Origin of the sequence: Rathayibacter sp. VKM Ac-2801 (assembly GCF_009834245.1) — a bacterium.
Classification (GTDB): Bacteria; Actinomycetota; Actinomycetes; order Actinomycetales; family Microbacteriaceae; genus Rathayibacter.
This window is the reverse complement of the sequence record NZ_CP047183.1, coordinates 3,002,891-3,015,844: the sequence shown is the minus strand read 5'-3', so window position 1 is coordinate 3,015,844 and position 12,954 is coordinate 3,002,891. Positions and strand designations below refer to the sequence as shown.

The window sequence follows — 12,954 nt, the reverse complement described above, 5'->3', positions numbered from 1 at the left end:
GTGGCCTGCCTCCCCGGCCGACCCGGCCCCGCAGCCGTGGCACCATCGGAGGTGATGTCGATCCCCGGTCCCGCATGAGCGCGGTCAGCTACCAGGCCGCGTCGATCCCCCTCCGCCTGGCCAGCGCCGGCATGGTCGTCGCCCTTCCCGTCCTCGCCGTCGAGCGTCTCGGCGACGTCGCGCTCGGCGGTGCCCTGACCGGCGCGGCGCTCTTCCCCGCCGTGATCGCCGCGCCGCTCGTCGGCACAGTGCTGGACCGGGTCCGCCGCCCCCGCCGGCTCCTGGTCGGCTCCGCGCTCACGACCGCCGTCGCCTTCGCGGTCGCCGCCTTCCTCGGCGAGGTGCCGACTCCGCTCATCGTGGTGCTGCTGCTCCTCGCGGGGCTCGCGACGCCCGTCTACATGGGCGGCATGTCGAGCTTCGTCACGAGCGCCATCCCGGAGCCGCGCCGCGCCTACGCGCAGGACTCGCTCTCGTACACGGTCGCCTCGATCAGCGGGCCCGCGATCGTGGGCCTCGCGGTCGGAGTCGGGGGAGCGCGCACCGCGATGCTCGCGATGGCGGTGCTCGCCCTCATCGGCGTCGTCGGCTCGCTCGGCCTGGCGATGGAGGCGCGTCCGGCGCCGACCGTCGGCGTGCTGCGGACGGTCGTCGCGGGCGTCACCCACCTCGTGCGGCACCGTCCGATCGCGGTGGTCACCTCGGCGGGCACGCTCAGCCAGGTCGCGGGCGGAGCGGCGGGAGTCGCGGCGATCAGCCTCTCGGTGGAGCGGCTGGGCAGCACCGACGCCGCCGCGTGGATCCTGACCGCCTTCGCCGTGGGCGGCCTGCTCGGCGCCCTCGCGGTGGCGGCACGCCGCTGGACCCGCCGTCCGCCGGCGTGGACGATGGGCGCCGCCTACATCGCGACCGGCGCCGTCCTCCTGGTCGCCGTCCCCGACCTGGGCATCGTCGTGGCGATCGCCGCCTTCGCGGTCGCCGGCGTCTTCACGGCCCCCTCGAACGCCGCGATGCTGCTGCTGCGCGATCAGGAGAGCCCCGCCGCCGTCCGCTCGCAGGTGTTCACGATCGGCGCGGGGCTGCGCTCCGCCGCCGCGGCCGTCGGCGCCGTGCTGGCGGGAGCGGCGTCCGGCCTCGGAGCCTCCTGGCTCGTCGCGGGGATCGCCGTGGTCTGGATCGGCTCCGGCCTGCTGCTGCGCCTGTTCCCCGCGCGCGACCGGGACTGAGCGGCCGCGCGCGGAGCGCTCGGCGGGACCGGAACCGCCGCGCGCGGGGAACGCCGATCAGGCCGCGACGCCCGCCAGCGTGCCGGTGCTCGGCCCGTTCGGGTCGGTGATCATGCAGTTGATCGTCCGGTCGCCCGTGCCCCAGCTCTCGGCGGTCGGGTAGTAGTAGCTGAAGTCGTACGCCGAGTCCTGGTAGCCGATCCCGGTGAACGACTCGAACGCCGTGACGCAGTCGGTCTCGGCCTGCTCCGTCGCGACGGACTCGCCCGGGTACTCGTCCGCGTCGGCCATCGTCAGGTTCTGGAACACCTCGTACACGTGCGGCTCGGTGCAGGGCACGGTCGGCACGTCGGTGACCTCGGTCGCCTCCTCGCTGAGCTCGCCGTTCAGGCAGTCGCCCACGCGCAGCTGGAAGACGTCGGTCGTCCCGCCCTCGGTGATCTCCCCGGTCTCGTCGTCGCGGGTCTCGCCGCCCATCAGGCCGTTCAGGCCCGAGCAGCCGGTCAGGCCGAGGGCGAGGGCCGCTCCGGCGGCCAGGACGAGGGCGGTTCTGCGGCGGTTCATGGCGACTCCCGGGATCAGCGGCACGGAGGTGTTCCTGTGACGACTCCCAGGCTAGGGGTGCAGGGCCTCCGTCCCGAGGGGGATGCACTCGATCCGGATCTCCACTTTCCGGAGTAGCGGACGCTCAGCCCGGTCCGGTCGAATGGGGTCATGGCTCAGAAGACGGTCGCAGACCAGCTCATCGCCCAGCTCATCGACGCCGGCGTCTCCCGCATCTATGGGATCGTCGGCGACTCGCTGAATCCGATCGTCGACGCGGTGCGCCGCAGCGGCGGCTCCGAGAAGGGAGGCATCGACTGGATCCACGTGCGCAACGAGGAGGCGGCCGCCTTCGCCGCCGGCGCGGAGGCCCAGCTGACCGGGCGCCTCGCCGTCTGCGCCGGCAGCTGCGGCCCCGGCAACCTGCACCTCATCAACGGCCTCTACGACGCGCACCGCTCCTCCGCCCCGGTGCTCGCCATCGCGAGCCACATCCCGAGCAACGAGATCGGCTCGTCCTACTTCCAGGAGACGCACCCCGACCGCCTCTTCGTCGAGTGCTCGAACTACCGCGAGCTGATCTCGACCGCCGCCCAGGCCCCGCGCGTCGTGAACGCCGCGATGCGCAGCGCAGTGGCCCTCCGCGGAGTCGCCGTGGTCACCCTCCCCGGTGACATCGCCGAGCTGGAGGCGGTGGACGGCTTCCCCGCGTTCGTGCTGCCGTCGACGCCCGTCCTGGTCCCCGCCGACGCCGACGTCCGCGCTCTCGCGGCCGCCATCGACCAGGCGCGGACCGTCGCGATCTTCGCGGGCGCCGGAGTGCAGAACGCGCACGACGAGGTCGTCGCCTTCGCCGAGCTGGTGGGCGCACCCGTCGGGCACAGCCTGCGCGGCAAGGAGTGGATCCAGTACGACAACCCCTACGACGTCGGCATGACGGGCCTCCTCGGCTACGGGGCGGCGCACGCCGGCATGCACGACGCCGACCTGCTCCTGCTCCTCGGCACCGACTTCCCCTACGAGCAGTTCCTCCCCGACGCCTCGAAGGTGGTGATCGCGCAGGTCGACAGCGACGCCTCGAAGCTCGGACGCCGCGTGAGCGTCGCGCACCCCGTCCACGGCGACGTGGCGGCGACCCTCACCGCGCTGACCCCGCTCGTGAAGCGGAAGGACCACCGCTTCCTCGACAAGACGCTGAAGAAGCACGAGAAGCTGGTCACCGGAGTCGTCGGGAAGTACACCGAGGTCGGCACGCGCAGTCCGATCCATCCCGAGCTCGTCGCCTCCACGCTCGACGGCCTGCTCTCCGAGGACGCGATCGTCACCGCCGACACCGGCATGGGCAATGTCTGGCAGGCCCGCTACATCACGCCCAACGGGAAGCGGCGCCTGCTCGGCTCCTACATGCACGGCTCGATGGCGAACGCGCTCCCGCAGGCGGTCGGCGCGCAGCTCTCGCACCCCGGGCGCCAGGTCGTCTCGCTGAGCGGCGACGGCGGGCTCTCGATGCTGATGGGCGAGCTGGTCACGGTCGCCGCCTACCGGCTGCCCGTGACGATCGTCGTGTTCAACAACTCCACGCTCGGGCTGGTCAAGGTCGAGATGCTGGTCGACGGCTTCCCGGACTTCGCCGTCGACGTGCCGATGGTCGACTACGCGAAAGTGGCGGAGGCGATCGGCATCCGCGGCATCCGCGTCGAGGACCCGCGCGACGTGGAGGAGGCCCTCCGCTCGGCGCTCGCCGACGGCGGCCCGGTCCTCGTTGACGTGGTGACGGATCCGCTCGCCCTCTCGCTGCCGCCCACGATCACGGGCGCGCAGGTGAAGGGCTTCGCGCTGGCGGTCTCGAAGATCGTGATGAACGGAGGAGCGGGCGAGGCCGTCGCGCTGGCCCGCACCAACATCAAGCACGCCCTCCGATGATCGACGCCCGGGCGCTCGCGAGCGGCACCTGGTTCGTCCGGGGCTCGTCGCTGCCGCTCTGGCGCTCGCGGTCGGGGGTGGCGATCACGTACGCGCCGCTCCCGACCGGCGAGATCGGCGACGTCGTGAGCTGGCGCGGCCGCACCCGCTCGCACTACGTGGTCGGGATCGACACCCCCGATGCGGGCGATCCGTCCGGCTTCCGCTGGCGGGGCGTCGAGCCGCTGACCCTCCTCGCCCGCAGCCGCTGGTCGTTCGTCGCCGCCGACGAGGAGGCGGGCTGGGCCCTCACCCGCTTCGCCCGCACGCCGTTCACGCCCGCCGGCGTCGACGTGTACGTCCGCGAGCCGCACCCGGCCCGCGGCGTCCTCGCGGCGGCGCTCGCCGCCTGCGCCGCCGACCCGCGCACCTCCGCGCTGCGCCCGCGCCTCTTCGAGGTCGCGCCCTGAGCCCTGAGCGCGCGACCTCCCGCGATGGGTCACGAACGGTCGTCACTCCGCTCGGATGACGACCGTTCGCGACGCATCGGCGGCCATTCATGCGGAGTCCGCTCGGCGAGCGCTCGGCGCAGGCGCTCGACGGAGCGCTCGGGGTGGGGGACGAACTCTGCGCCGACGATGCGGACGACGCGGACGCCGATCGAGGCGAGGTCGTCGTAGCGGCCGAGGTCGCGGGCGAAGCGCCTGGTGCTGGTGCGGTGCTCGTCGCCCTCGTACTCCCACGCGACGCGCTCCGCGGGATACCAGCCGTCCGGCCGTCCGACGAAGACCCCCGCGGAGTCGAACAGCGGCTCCTGCAGCACCGGCTCCGGCAGTCCCGCCCGCACCGAGGCGAGCCGGAACCGCGACTCCTGCCGCGACTCCGCCCCGTCGCGGACCAGAGCGAGCGCCGCGCGGAGCCGCACCGAGCCCCGCCCGCGGAAGGCCGACACACGCGCCCGCAGGTCGGGCAGCGGCACCCAGGGCCGCCGGTCGGCCCGATCGCCGACGATCGGCGTGCGCACCAGCGCGTCGCCCACCGCGACGAGGTCGTCCGGCTCGAGGAGCGCGGAGAGATGGCAGAAGAGCGAGGCCGGATCGGTCAGGGGGAGCCCGCGGCGCAGGAAGCGGCGGACGTCGGGATCGGCGAGGGAGTGGCCGACGACGTTCCGGTGCCGGGGAGCGCGGGTCGGCCGGCGGACGCTGACGTGCAGCGGCTCGTCCGCGGCGGCGGGAGGGAGGTCGAGCGGCCAGAGCCGGCCGCCGTCAGATGGCTCAGGAGCGCTTCCGGACCGACCAGCGCGAGGAGCGCCTCCGCGCGCAGGTGCAGGCTCGGGTCGGGGTCGGCGGTGCGGACCCCGTGGAAGGGGCGGTGGAGGTCGGAGCTGCGGAGCCGCCCGCGACTCAGTCCGCTCGCGCGCGCGTCGGTGACGGTGAAGGCGCGGCCATGGAGTCCGACGGGAAGCTGCGAGGGATCGTGCATCCCGCCACTGTCCCGCCTGCCGATCCTCGTGAACCGGTTCTCCACAGGTCGGATCCGGCGCCCACCCCGCTCGACCGCGCCCATGCGTCACGAAAGGTCGTCACCCTGCCTGAATGACGACCGTTCGCGTCGCATCGGCGGGCCGCGGGGGGCGTCATTCGCCGAGCGTGATCGCCTGCGCCTCGACGAGCTCCGGCTCGGGCTCGTGGGCGTCGGCGCGGGCCAGGGTGCGGCGACCGAGCAGCACGATCAGCGCGGCGACGGCGACGGCTCCGGCCGCGGCGTACATCGGAAAGGCCGGCGAGATCGCGGCGGCCAGGGCGGAGGCGGCGGGCGGAGCGATCGCGCCGCCGAGGAATCGGACGCCGGAGTAGGCGGACGAGGCCACGGAGCGGGGCAGGTCGGTCGCCTCCATCACGCACTCGGTGAGCACCGTGTTGACGACGCCGAGCAGCAGGCCGCCGACGATGATGCAGACGATCAGGCCGACGCGCGACGAGATCACGAGGCCGCCGGCGATCAGGTCGAGCGCGAGCAGCACCAGCACCGAGCGCAGCACGACGGTGCGCGGGAGGCGCCGGGTGAGCAGCGGAGCGACGAACACGGAGGTGATCGCCACGCCCAGCCCCCAGCCGAAGAACGTGAAGCCGAGGCCCATCTCGTCCAGTCCCAGCGGGTAGGGCGTGTAGGCGAGCAGCACGAAGAAGCCGATGTTGTAGAACAGGGCGGCGCCCGCCAGCGTGCGGATGGCCGGGACCTTGAGGGCCGCGAACGGCGCCGAGAGCGGAGTCGGAGCGGGCTTGGGGCCGTCCTCGCGCAGGAGCGTCGCGATGGCGATGAAGCCGACGGCCATCAGCACGGCGGTGCCGAAGAACGGACCGCGCCACGAGACGCTGCCGAGGAGCCCGCCGAGCAGCGGGCCGATGGCGATACCGATGCCCAGCGCGGCCTCGTAGAGCACGATCGCCGCGGAGGAGCCTCCGCTCGCCGCGCCGACGATGGTCGAGAGCGCGGTCGAGATGAACAGCGCGTTGCCGAAGCCCCAGCCGGCGCGGAAGCCGATGACGCCCTCGACGCTGCCCGCCGTGCCGGCGAGCGCGGCGAACACCACGATCAGCACCAGGCCGATCATCAGGGTCTTCTTGGCGCCGATGCGGCTGGAGAGCCAGCTGGTGAAGAACATCACGACGCCGGTGATGACGAGGTAGCTCGTGAAGAGCAGCGAGGTCTCGGTCGGAGTCGCCTGCAGGCTCTCGGCGATGGCCGGGAGGATCGGGTCGACCAGGCCGATCCCCATGAAGGCGATCACCGCGGCGAAGGCGACGGCCCAGACGGCCAGCGGCTGCTTCAGGATCGAGCCCTGCGAGGGCGAGTGGGGGGAGGTGGTCACGGCGTGGAGCCTTTCTCGGGGGAGGAGGGGACGGGGGTGCCGGCGATCCGGGCGACGCGGGCCTCGACGACGGCCGCGGCGCGCTCGAGGGCGAGGCGGTCGTCCTCGTCGAGGTCCTCGAACAGCGGGGCCAGGGCGGCCTCGAGGCGGAGCCGGTGCCCGGCGAGGGCGTCGAAGCCGGCGGGAGTGCCCTCGATCAGCCAGGCGCGGCCGTCGCCGGCGTCGTGGACGCGGCGGATCCAGCCGGCCTCGTCGAGCCGGGCGATGATGCCGGTCATCGTCGGCTGGGTGACGCGCACCCGCTCGGCCAGCTCGCCGAGGCGGGAGGGGGAGGCGGTGCGCAGCTCCGCGAGCGTCGACCAGACGGCGCCGGACTGCGCGCCGAGCCCGGTCGCGCCGCTCGACCGGCCCGCGAACCGCGCGAGGGCGGTGGCGGCGGAGGCGAGGCGCACGGGGGCACTGGAATCGGGCACGAGGATTAATATAGCACGCCTATGTAGTTGTGTGGAAAGGGGTTCGGCGTCCGCCCTCCATCGGGCGCACCCACTGACGTTCTCCTCTGCTCCTGTGACAGGATCGTCCGTATCCGCGCGTCCATTCCCGCGATCACCGACGGAAAGAGAAGTCATGTCCTCCAGCGAGCACGACGTCGTCGTGATCGGGGCCGGCGCCACCGGACTCACGGCGGCGCTCCGGCTGCAGCAGCACGGTCTCGACGTCGTCGTCGTGGAGGCGCGCGAGCGCGTGGGCGGGCGGCTCGAGACCCGCGTGGTCGACGGGCAGCTCCTCGAGCTCGGAGGCCAGTGGGTCTCGCCGGACCAGACCGCGCTCCTCGAGACCCTCGACGAGCTCGGCCTCGGCACCTACTCCCGCTACCGCGAGGGCGAGAGCGTCTACATCGGCGCCGACGGCGCCGCCCGCCGCTTCACCGGCGACATCTTCCCGGGGAGCGAGCGCACCGAGTCCGAGATCTCCCGCCTGATCGAGGTGCTCGACCGCCTCGCCGCCGAGACGGACCCGGCGGCGCCGTGGACGCATCCGCTCGCCCGCGACTACGACCGCATCACCTTCGCCGCCTGGCTGGAGCAGCAGAGCGACGACGAGGAGGCGCGGGCCAACATCGCCCTCTTCCTCGCCGACGCCATGCTCACCAAGCCGGCGCACGCCTTCTCCCTCCTCCAGGCGCTCCTGATGGCCGCGAGCGCGGGGAGCTTCAGCAACCTGGTCGACGCCGACTTCATCCTCGACAAGCGCGTGATCGGCGGCCTCCAGCAGGTCCCGGAGCGGCTCGCCGAGCGCCTCGGCGCCGAGCGCGTCCTGCTCGGGCACCCGGTCAGGTCCGTCCACTACGGCGACGACGGGGTCGAGGTGCGCGCCGACGGCGTCGTCCTCCGCGCCCGCCGCGCGATCGTCGCCGTGCCGCCGAACCTCGTCGGCCGCATCTCGTTCGATCCATCGCTCCCGCGCCTGCGGCAGCAGGCCCTCCAGCACCAGTCGCTCGGCCTCGTGATCAAGGTGCACGCCACCTACGCCACGCCCTTCTGGCGTGCCGACGGCCTCTCCGGCACCGCGTTCAGCCCGCACTCGCTCGTGCACGAGGCCTACGACAACTCGAACCACGGAGAGGAGCGCGGCACCCTGGTCGGCTTCGTCTCGGACGAGAAGGCCGACCGCGTGCTCGCGCTCGACGAGGGCGAGCGGAAGGCCGCGATCCTCGACTCGCTCGCGGCCTACTTCGGTCCGGCCGCGCTCGATCCGGTCGTCTACTACGAGAGCGACTGGGCGTCCGAGGAGTGGACGCAGGGCGCCTACGCCGCGAGCTTCGATCTCGGCGGGCTGACCCGGTACGGCGCGCTGCAGCTGGAGCCGGTGGGTCCGCTCCGCTTCGGCACGAGCGACCTCGCCGCCGAGGGCTACCAGCACGTCGACGGCGCCATCCGCGTCGGCAGGCGCCTGGCACAGGAGATCATCGACGAGGACGGCGCGACCGCACCGGCCCCCCACCGCGAAGGAGCACAGCCCGCATGAGCACCCACTACGCCGTGATCGACCCGGCCACGGGGGAGACCCTCCGCGAGTACCCGACCCTCGGCGACACCGAGCTGACCGCGGCGATCGGCTCGGCGCAGGACGCGTACTCCTCCTGGTCGCGGACCGTGCCCGTCGCGACCCGCGCGGCGCTGATCGCCCGCGTGGCCGACCTGCACGTCGAGCGCGCGGACGAGCTCGCGGCGATCATCGTCCGAGAGATGGGCAAGCCGCTCGACCAGGCGCAGGGCGAGGTCGGCTTCGCGGCCGACATCTACCGCTACTACGCCGAGAACGGCGAGGCCTTCCTCGCCGACGAGCCGATCGAGCTCGCCGAGGGCACCGGCTCCGCGCTGATCCGGCGTGCCGGGCTGGGCGTGCTGCTGGGCATCATGCCGTGGAACTTCCCCTACTACCAGGTGGCCCGCTTCGCTGGTCCGAACGTGGTCGCGGGGAACACGATCCTGCTCAAGCACGCGCCGCAGTGCCCGGAGTCGGCCGCCGCCATCGCGGACATCTTCCGCACCGCGGCCGAGGAGCTGGGCGCACCCGCCGGCGTCTACGTCAACCTCTACGCCACGAACGAGCAGGCCGCGACCGTCATCGCCGACCCGCGGGTCCAGGGCGTCTCCGTCACCGGCTCCGAGCGGGCCGGCGCGGCCGTCGCGGAGCTCGCGGGCCGCCACCTCAAGAAGGTCGTGCTCGAGCTCGGCGGGTCCGACCCGTTCGTGCTCCTGTCGACCGACGACCTCGACAAGGCGGTCGAGGACGCGGTCGCCGCGCGCCTGGACAACAACGGCCAGTCCTGCAACGCCGCGAAGCGCTTCATCGTGATCGACGAGCTGTACGACGCGTTCGCCGAGAAGTTCACGGAGGCGTTCACCCGCGCCCAGCCGGCCGACCCGTTCGCGGAGGGCACTCTCCTCGGCCCGCTCTCCTCCTCCGCCGCGACCGAGCGCCTCGAGGGGCAGCTGGCCGCAGCGCGCGAGCAGGGGGCGACCGTCCGCGCCAGCGGCGAGGTGACCGGCAACTTCTTCCCGCCGGCCGTGCTCGAGGGCGTGACCCCCGAGATGGACGCCTACCGCGAGGAGTTCTTCGGCCCCGTCGCCGCGCTCTACCGCGTCCAGGACGAGGACGAGGCGATCGCCCTCGCGAACGACACCCCGTACGGCCTCGGCTCCTACCTCTACACGACGGATCGGGAGCAGGCCCTGCGCCTCGCGGACCGGATCGACGCGGGGATGGTCTGGATCAACCTCGTCCTCGGCGACGCGGCCGAGCTGCCCTTCGGCGGCGTGAAGCGCTCGGGCACCGGCCGCGAGATGGGCCGCCCCGCCCTCGAGGAGTTCGTGAACAAGAAGCTCATCCGCATCGCGTGAATCGTCGGAGCGCCGGTCCGACCGGCGCTCCGACGACCCCCGCGCTCACTTCTTCGTCAGCGAGGACTCCTTGTGCGCGGCCCTCGCGTCGGTCTTGTCGCTCTGCACGATCCAGTAGGGCTCGTCGTCCGAGGCGTTGAACTTCTGCCCCTCGAACTGGAACTCCTTCGTCTTCTTCTCGACCAGCTCGCCGTGGGTCTCGCCCTGCGAGGTGTTCCAGCTGATCTTGTCGCCCTTCTTCACGAGGCGGCTCCTCTCTCTCGGTCGCGCCGGAGCGCGGTGGTCCCCTCGCGCGGGAGCGCGATGGTGGTGGTGACGTCGACGATCGCCGGAGCGGCGGGCGCCGACGAGAAGCCGAACCGCACGGGCGGCGAGAGCGGGCGCAGCGGGCCGAGGTCCTCCTCCGCCAGCCTGGCGTGGACGCCCTCGACGCGGCGGATCGCCCGCACGCCGTAGTACTCGCGGCGGCCGTGGCCGGCCGACCCGGCCGTGCTCACCCCGCGGACGAGCAGGGAGGCGACCGGCGAGATCGCGGTGAGCCAGGCGGGGTGCTCGGCAATGGGCCGCGGCACGATCCGCAGCAGCCGTCCGAGCGGAGTGAGACCGCCGAGCTCCAGGCGCACCGCGAGCGGGCCCGCCGAGACGGACAGGCCGCCCGCGATCCTCCGCCACGACACCGGTGCGACCCGCACCTCGTCGAACGCGTACGTCGACCCGATGAAGTCCGCCACCTCCCGGGTCGGTGCGAGCAGGAGGCGGCGCCCGTCGCCGTCCTCGATCATCGCGTCGGCGAAGGCCCCGAAGGGCGTCCGCTCCCACAGGCCCAGCACGACCCGCGTGCCCGAGGCCGTGCCGAACCCCGCGATGCGTCCGCTGAAGCGCAGGCGCCGCGGGGTCCGGCCGGTCATCAGGAGGCCGACCGGAGCAGCGTGAAGGAGGCGTCGCGCACGATCAGCGTGGTGACCTCGCCCTCGACGACCTGGTCCGCGTCGCTGGAGGCCGCGAGCGTCCACTCCGCTCCCGGGGCCTTCGGCACCGTGAACTCGACGCCGTTCTCGGCCGAGTTCAGCAGCAGAGCGAAGGAGTCCGCGCCCTCCTTCGCGAAGACGAACGTGATCGAGCGGGCGTCCGGGTTGTCCCAGTCCTCGTCCGCGAAGCCCTCGGCGTCGGAGCGGAGGATGTCGACCGTCTCGGGGCCCTCACCCGGTGCGCGTCGGAACCACTTCGGGCGCAGCGCCGGCGAGGAGGCGCGCAGCGCGATCAGCTCGCGGGTGAAGGCGAGCAGCTCGCGGTCCGCGTTCTCCCAGTCGAACCACGAGATCTCGTCGTCCTGGCAGTAGGCGTTGTTGTTGCCGCCCTGGGTGCGGGCGATCTCGTCGCCGCCCAGGATCATCGGCACGCCCGCCGAGAGCAGCAGCGTCGCGAGGAAGTTGCGGCGCATCCGGTCGCGGCGCTCGTTGACCGCCTCGTTGTCGGTGGGGCCCTCGGCTCCGTTGTTGGAGGAGCGGTTGTCGCTCTCGCCGTCGTTGTTGTCCTCGCCATTGGCCGCGTTGTGCTTGCGCGAGTAGGCGGTGAGGTCGGCGAGGGTGAAGCCGTCGTGCGCGGTGACGAAGTTGACGCTCGAGACGGGGGAGCGCTTGTCGGCCTCGTACACGTCGGGCGAGCCCAGGATCCGCTGCGCGGTGGTGCCGAGCACGGAGTCGGCGCCGTGCCAGAAGTCGCGGACGTCGTCGCGGAACTTGCCGTTCCACTCGGACCAGTCGGCCGGGAAGCCGCCGACCTGGTAGCCGGCGGTGTCCCACGGCTCGGCGATCATCTTGACGGGCGCGAGCACCGGGTCCTGCGCGATCAGGTCGAGGAAGGCGCTGTGCACCTCGGCCTCGCCGGTCTGGCGGGTGAGGGTGGTGGCGAGGTCGAAGCGGAAGCCGTCGATGTGCATCTCGGTCACCCAGTAGCGCAGCGAGTCCATGATCAGGCCGAGCGCGGCGGGGTGCGCGACGTTGAGGCTGTTGCCGGTGCCGGTCGTGTCGAAGTAGTTCGCGCGGTCCTCCTCCACCAGGCGGTAGTAGGAGCCGTTGTCGATGCCCTTGAACGAGAGGGTCGGGCCCTTGTCGTTGCCCTCGGCGGTGTGGTTGTAGACCACGTCGAGGATGACCTCGAGGCCGGCCTCGTGGAACGCCTTCACCATGGCCTTGAACTCGTCGACCTGCGAGCCGTCGTCGCCGGCGTGCGAGTACTCGTTGTGCGGGGCGAAGAAGCCGAGGGAGTTGTAGCCCCAGTAGTTGCGCAGGCCCTTCTCCTCGAGGTGCGAGTCCTGCACGAACTGGTGCACGGGGAGCAGCTCGACCGAGGTCACGCCCAGGTCGGTGAAGTGCTTGATCGCGGCGGGGTGCGCCAGGCCGCGGTAGGTGCCGCGGATGTCCTCGGGCACGTCGGGGTGCAGCTTCGTGAAGCCCTTCACGTGCACCTCGTAGACGACGGTCTCCTCGAGCGGGATGCGCGGCGCGGTGTCGCCGCTCCAGTCGAAGGAGTCGGGGTCGGTGACCACGCAGCGGGGGACCGCGTGAGCGGAGTCGGCGTCGTTGCGGGTGTCGGCGTCCTCGTAGAACTGGCCGAAGACGTCCTCGCTCCACGTGTAGGAGCCCTCGATCGCGGTGGCGTGCGGGTCGAGCAGCAGCTTGGCGGCGTTGTGGCGGAGGCCGTTGGCGGGGTCCCAGGGGCCGTCGACGCGGAGGCCGTAGCGGGTGCCGACGCGCATGCCGGGGACGATGCCGTGGAAGACGTGGCCGGTCCGCTCGGTGAGCGCGACGCGGGTCTCTGCTCCGGACTCGTCGAAGAGGCAGACCTCGACGCTGTCCGCGGTCTCGGAGTAGACGGCGACGTCGGCGCCGGCGTCGCCGCGGAGGGAGACGCCGAGGGGATACGGGAAGGAACGGGGGGAAGCGGGCATGCGTCCATCCTGACCGGGCGGCTCCGGGAGCTTCGCGCCCTTGTCGCCGCGCCC

12 protein-coding genes are annotated in these 12,954 nt (G+C 72.7%); 5 read left to right on the top strand and 7 right to left on the bottom strand.

Translation table 11 applies throughout. The features are described 5' to 3' along the window. The first annotated feature begins 74 nt into the window (after positions 1–74). Positions 75–1,226, top strand: coding sequence for an MFS transporter (locus GSU45_RS14110; RefSeq protein WP_159915816.1), 1,152 nt, complete (start codon positions 75–77; stop codon positions 1,224–1,226). A gap of 57 nt (positions 1,227–1,283) precedes the next feature. Here the strand turns inward: GSU45_RS14110 and GSU45_RS14105 are convergent, their stop codons facing one another. Continuing rightward, a complete protein-coding gene (locus tag GSU45_RS14105) occupies positions 1,284–1,814 on the bottom strand; it encodes a septum formation family protein (RefSeq protein ID WP_104276304.1) in 531 nt (176 codons plus the stop codon). 126 nt (positions 1,815–1,940) lie between these two features. On the opposite strand from GSU45_RS14105, the gene GSU45_RS14100 reads away from it, so the two are divergent. Continuing rightward, positions 1,941–3,692, top strand: a complete 1,752-nt coding sequence (locus GSU45_RS14100; RefSeq protein WP_159915814.1) for a pyruvate dehydrogenase — start codon at positions 1,941–1,943, stop codon at positions 3,690–3,692. Continuing rightward, complete coding sequence (locus GSU45_RS14095) at positions 3,689–4,141, top strand: hypothetical protein (protein WP_159915812.1); 453 nt, start codon at positions 3,689–3,691, stop codon at positions 4,139–4,141. Before GSU45_RS14100 ends, GSU45_RS14095 begins: the two co-directional genes overlap by 4 nt. 29 nt (positions 4,142–4,170) lie before the next feature. Here the strand turns inward: GSU45_RS14095 and GSU45_RS14090 are convergent, their stop codons facing one another. From GSU45_RS14090 to GSU45_RS14080, 3 genes are all read right to left on the bottom strand, one after another. Further along, on the bottom strand, positions 4,171–4,710 hold the full coding sequence (locus tag GSU45_RS14090) for a hypothetical protein (RefSeq protein ID WP_159915810.1): 540 nt from the start codon (positions 4,708–4,710) through the stop codon (positions 4,171–4,173). A 597-nt stretch (positions 4,711–5,307) separates the two neighbouring features. Then, positions 5,308–6,543 (bottom strand): MFS transporter, encoded by a 1,236-nt coding sequence (locus tag GSU45_RS14085; RefSeq protein WP_159915808.1) that lies wholly within the window; start codon positions 6,541–6,543, stop codon positions 5,308–5,310. Beyond that, positions 6,540–7,016: a MarR family transcriptional regulator gene (locus GSU45_RS14080; protein WP_159915806.1), complete on the bottom strand. Its 477-nt coding sequence runs from the start codon at positions 7,014–7,016 to the stop codon at positions 6,540–6,542. The genes GSU45_RS14085 and GSU45_RS14080 overlap by 4 nt, the downstream gene beginning before the upstream one ends. Positions 7,017–7,170: 154 nt before the next feature. Here GSU45_RS14080 and GSU45_RS14075 point away from each other — a divergent pair, with 154 nt between their 5' ends. Then, entirely contained in the window at positions 7,171–8,571 is a 1,401-nt protein-coding gene (locus tag GSU45_RS14075; RefSeq protein WP_159915804.1) for an NAD(P)/FAD-dependent oxidoreductase, read from the top strand. Further along, a complete protein-coding gene (locus GSU45_RS14070; protein WP_159915802.1) occupies positions 8,568–9,950 on the top strand; it encodes an NAD-dependent succinate-semialdehyde dehydrogenase in 1,383 nt (460 codons plus the stop codon). The genes GSU45_RS14075 and GSU45_RS14070 overlap by 4 nt, the downstream gene beginning before the upstream one ends. A 45-nt stretch (positions 9,951–9,995) precedes the next feature. Here the strand turns inward: GSU45_RS14070 and GSU45_RS14065 are convergent, their stop codons facing one another. The 3 genes from GSU45_RS14065 to glgX are packed head-to-tail and all read right to left on the bottom strand — an operon-like array spanning position 9,996 to position 12,900. After that, positions 9,996–10,193: a DUF2945 domain-containing protein gene (locus tag GSU45_RS14065; protein ID WP_159915800.1), complete on the bottom strand. Its 198-nt coding sequence runs from the start codon at positions 10,191–10,193 to the stop codon at positions 9,996–9,998. Next, complete coding sequence (locus GSU45_RS14060; protein ID WP_159915798.1) at positions 10,190–10,858, bottom strand: hypothetical protein; 669 nt, start codon at positions 10,856–10,858, stop codon at positions 10,190–10,192. Before GSU45_RS14060 ends, GSU45_RS14065 begins: the two co-directional genes overlap by 4 nt. Continuing rightward, positions 10,858–12,900, bottom strand: coding sequence for a glycogen debranching protein GlgX (gene glgX, locus GSU45_RS14055; RefSeq protein ID WP_159915796.1), 2,043 nt, complete (start codon positions 12,898–12,900; stop codon positions 10,858–10,860). Before glgX ends, GSU45_RS14060 begins: the two co-directional genes overlap by 1 nt. Between the last annotated feature and the right edge of the window lie 54 nt (positions 12,901–12,954).

Bases quoted from the DNA above. Each gene is read 5' to 3' on its own strand.
- GSU45_RS14110 (WP_159915816.1), top strand. From the start codon at position 75: ATGAGCGCGGTCAGCTACCAGGCCGCGTCGATCCCCCTCCGCCTGGCC.
- GSU45_RS14100 (WP_159915814.1), top strand. From the start codon at position 1,941: ATGGCTCAGAAGACGGTCGCAGACCAGCTCATCGCCCAGCTCATCGAC.
- GSU45_RS14095 (WP_159915812.1), top strand. From the start codon at position 3,689: ATGATCGACGCCCGGGCGCTCGCGAGCGGCACCTGGTTCGTCCGGGGC.
- GSU45_RS14075 (WP_159915804.1), top strand. From the start codon at position 7,171: ATGTCCTCCAGCGAGCACGACGTCGTCGTGATCGGGGCCGGCGCCACC.
- GSU45_RS14070 (WP_159915802.1), top strand. From the start codon at position 8,568: ATGAGCACCCACTACGCCGTGATCGACCCGGCCACGGGGGAGACCCTC.
- GSU45_RS14060 (WP_159915798.1), bottom strand. From the start codon at position 10,858: ATGACCGGCCGGACCCCGCGGCGCCTGCGCTTCAGCGGACGCATCGCG.
- glgX (WP_159915796.1), bottom strand. From the start codon at position 12,900: ATGCCCGCTTCCCCCCGTTCCTTCCCGTATCCCCTCGGCGTCTCCCTC.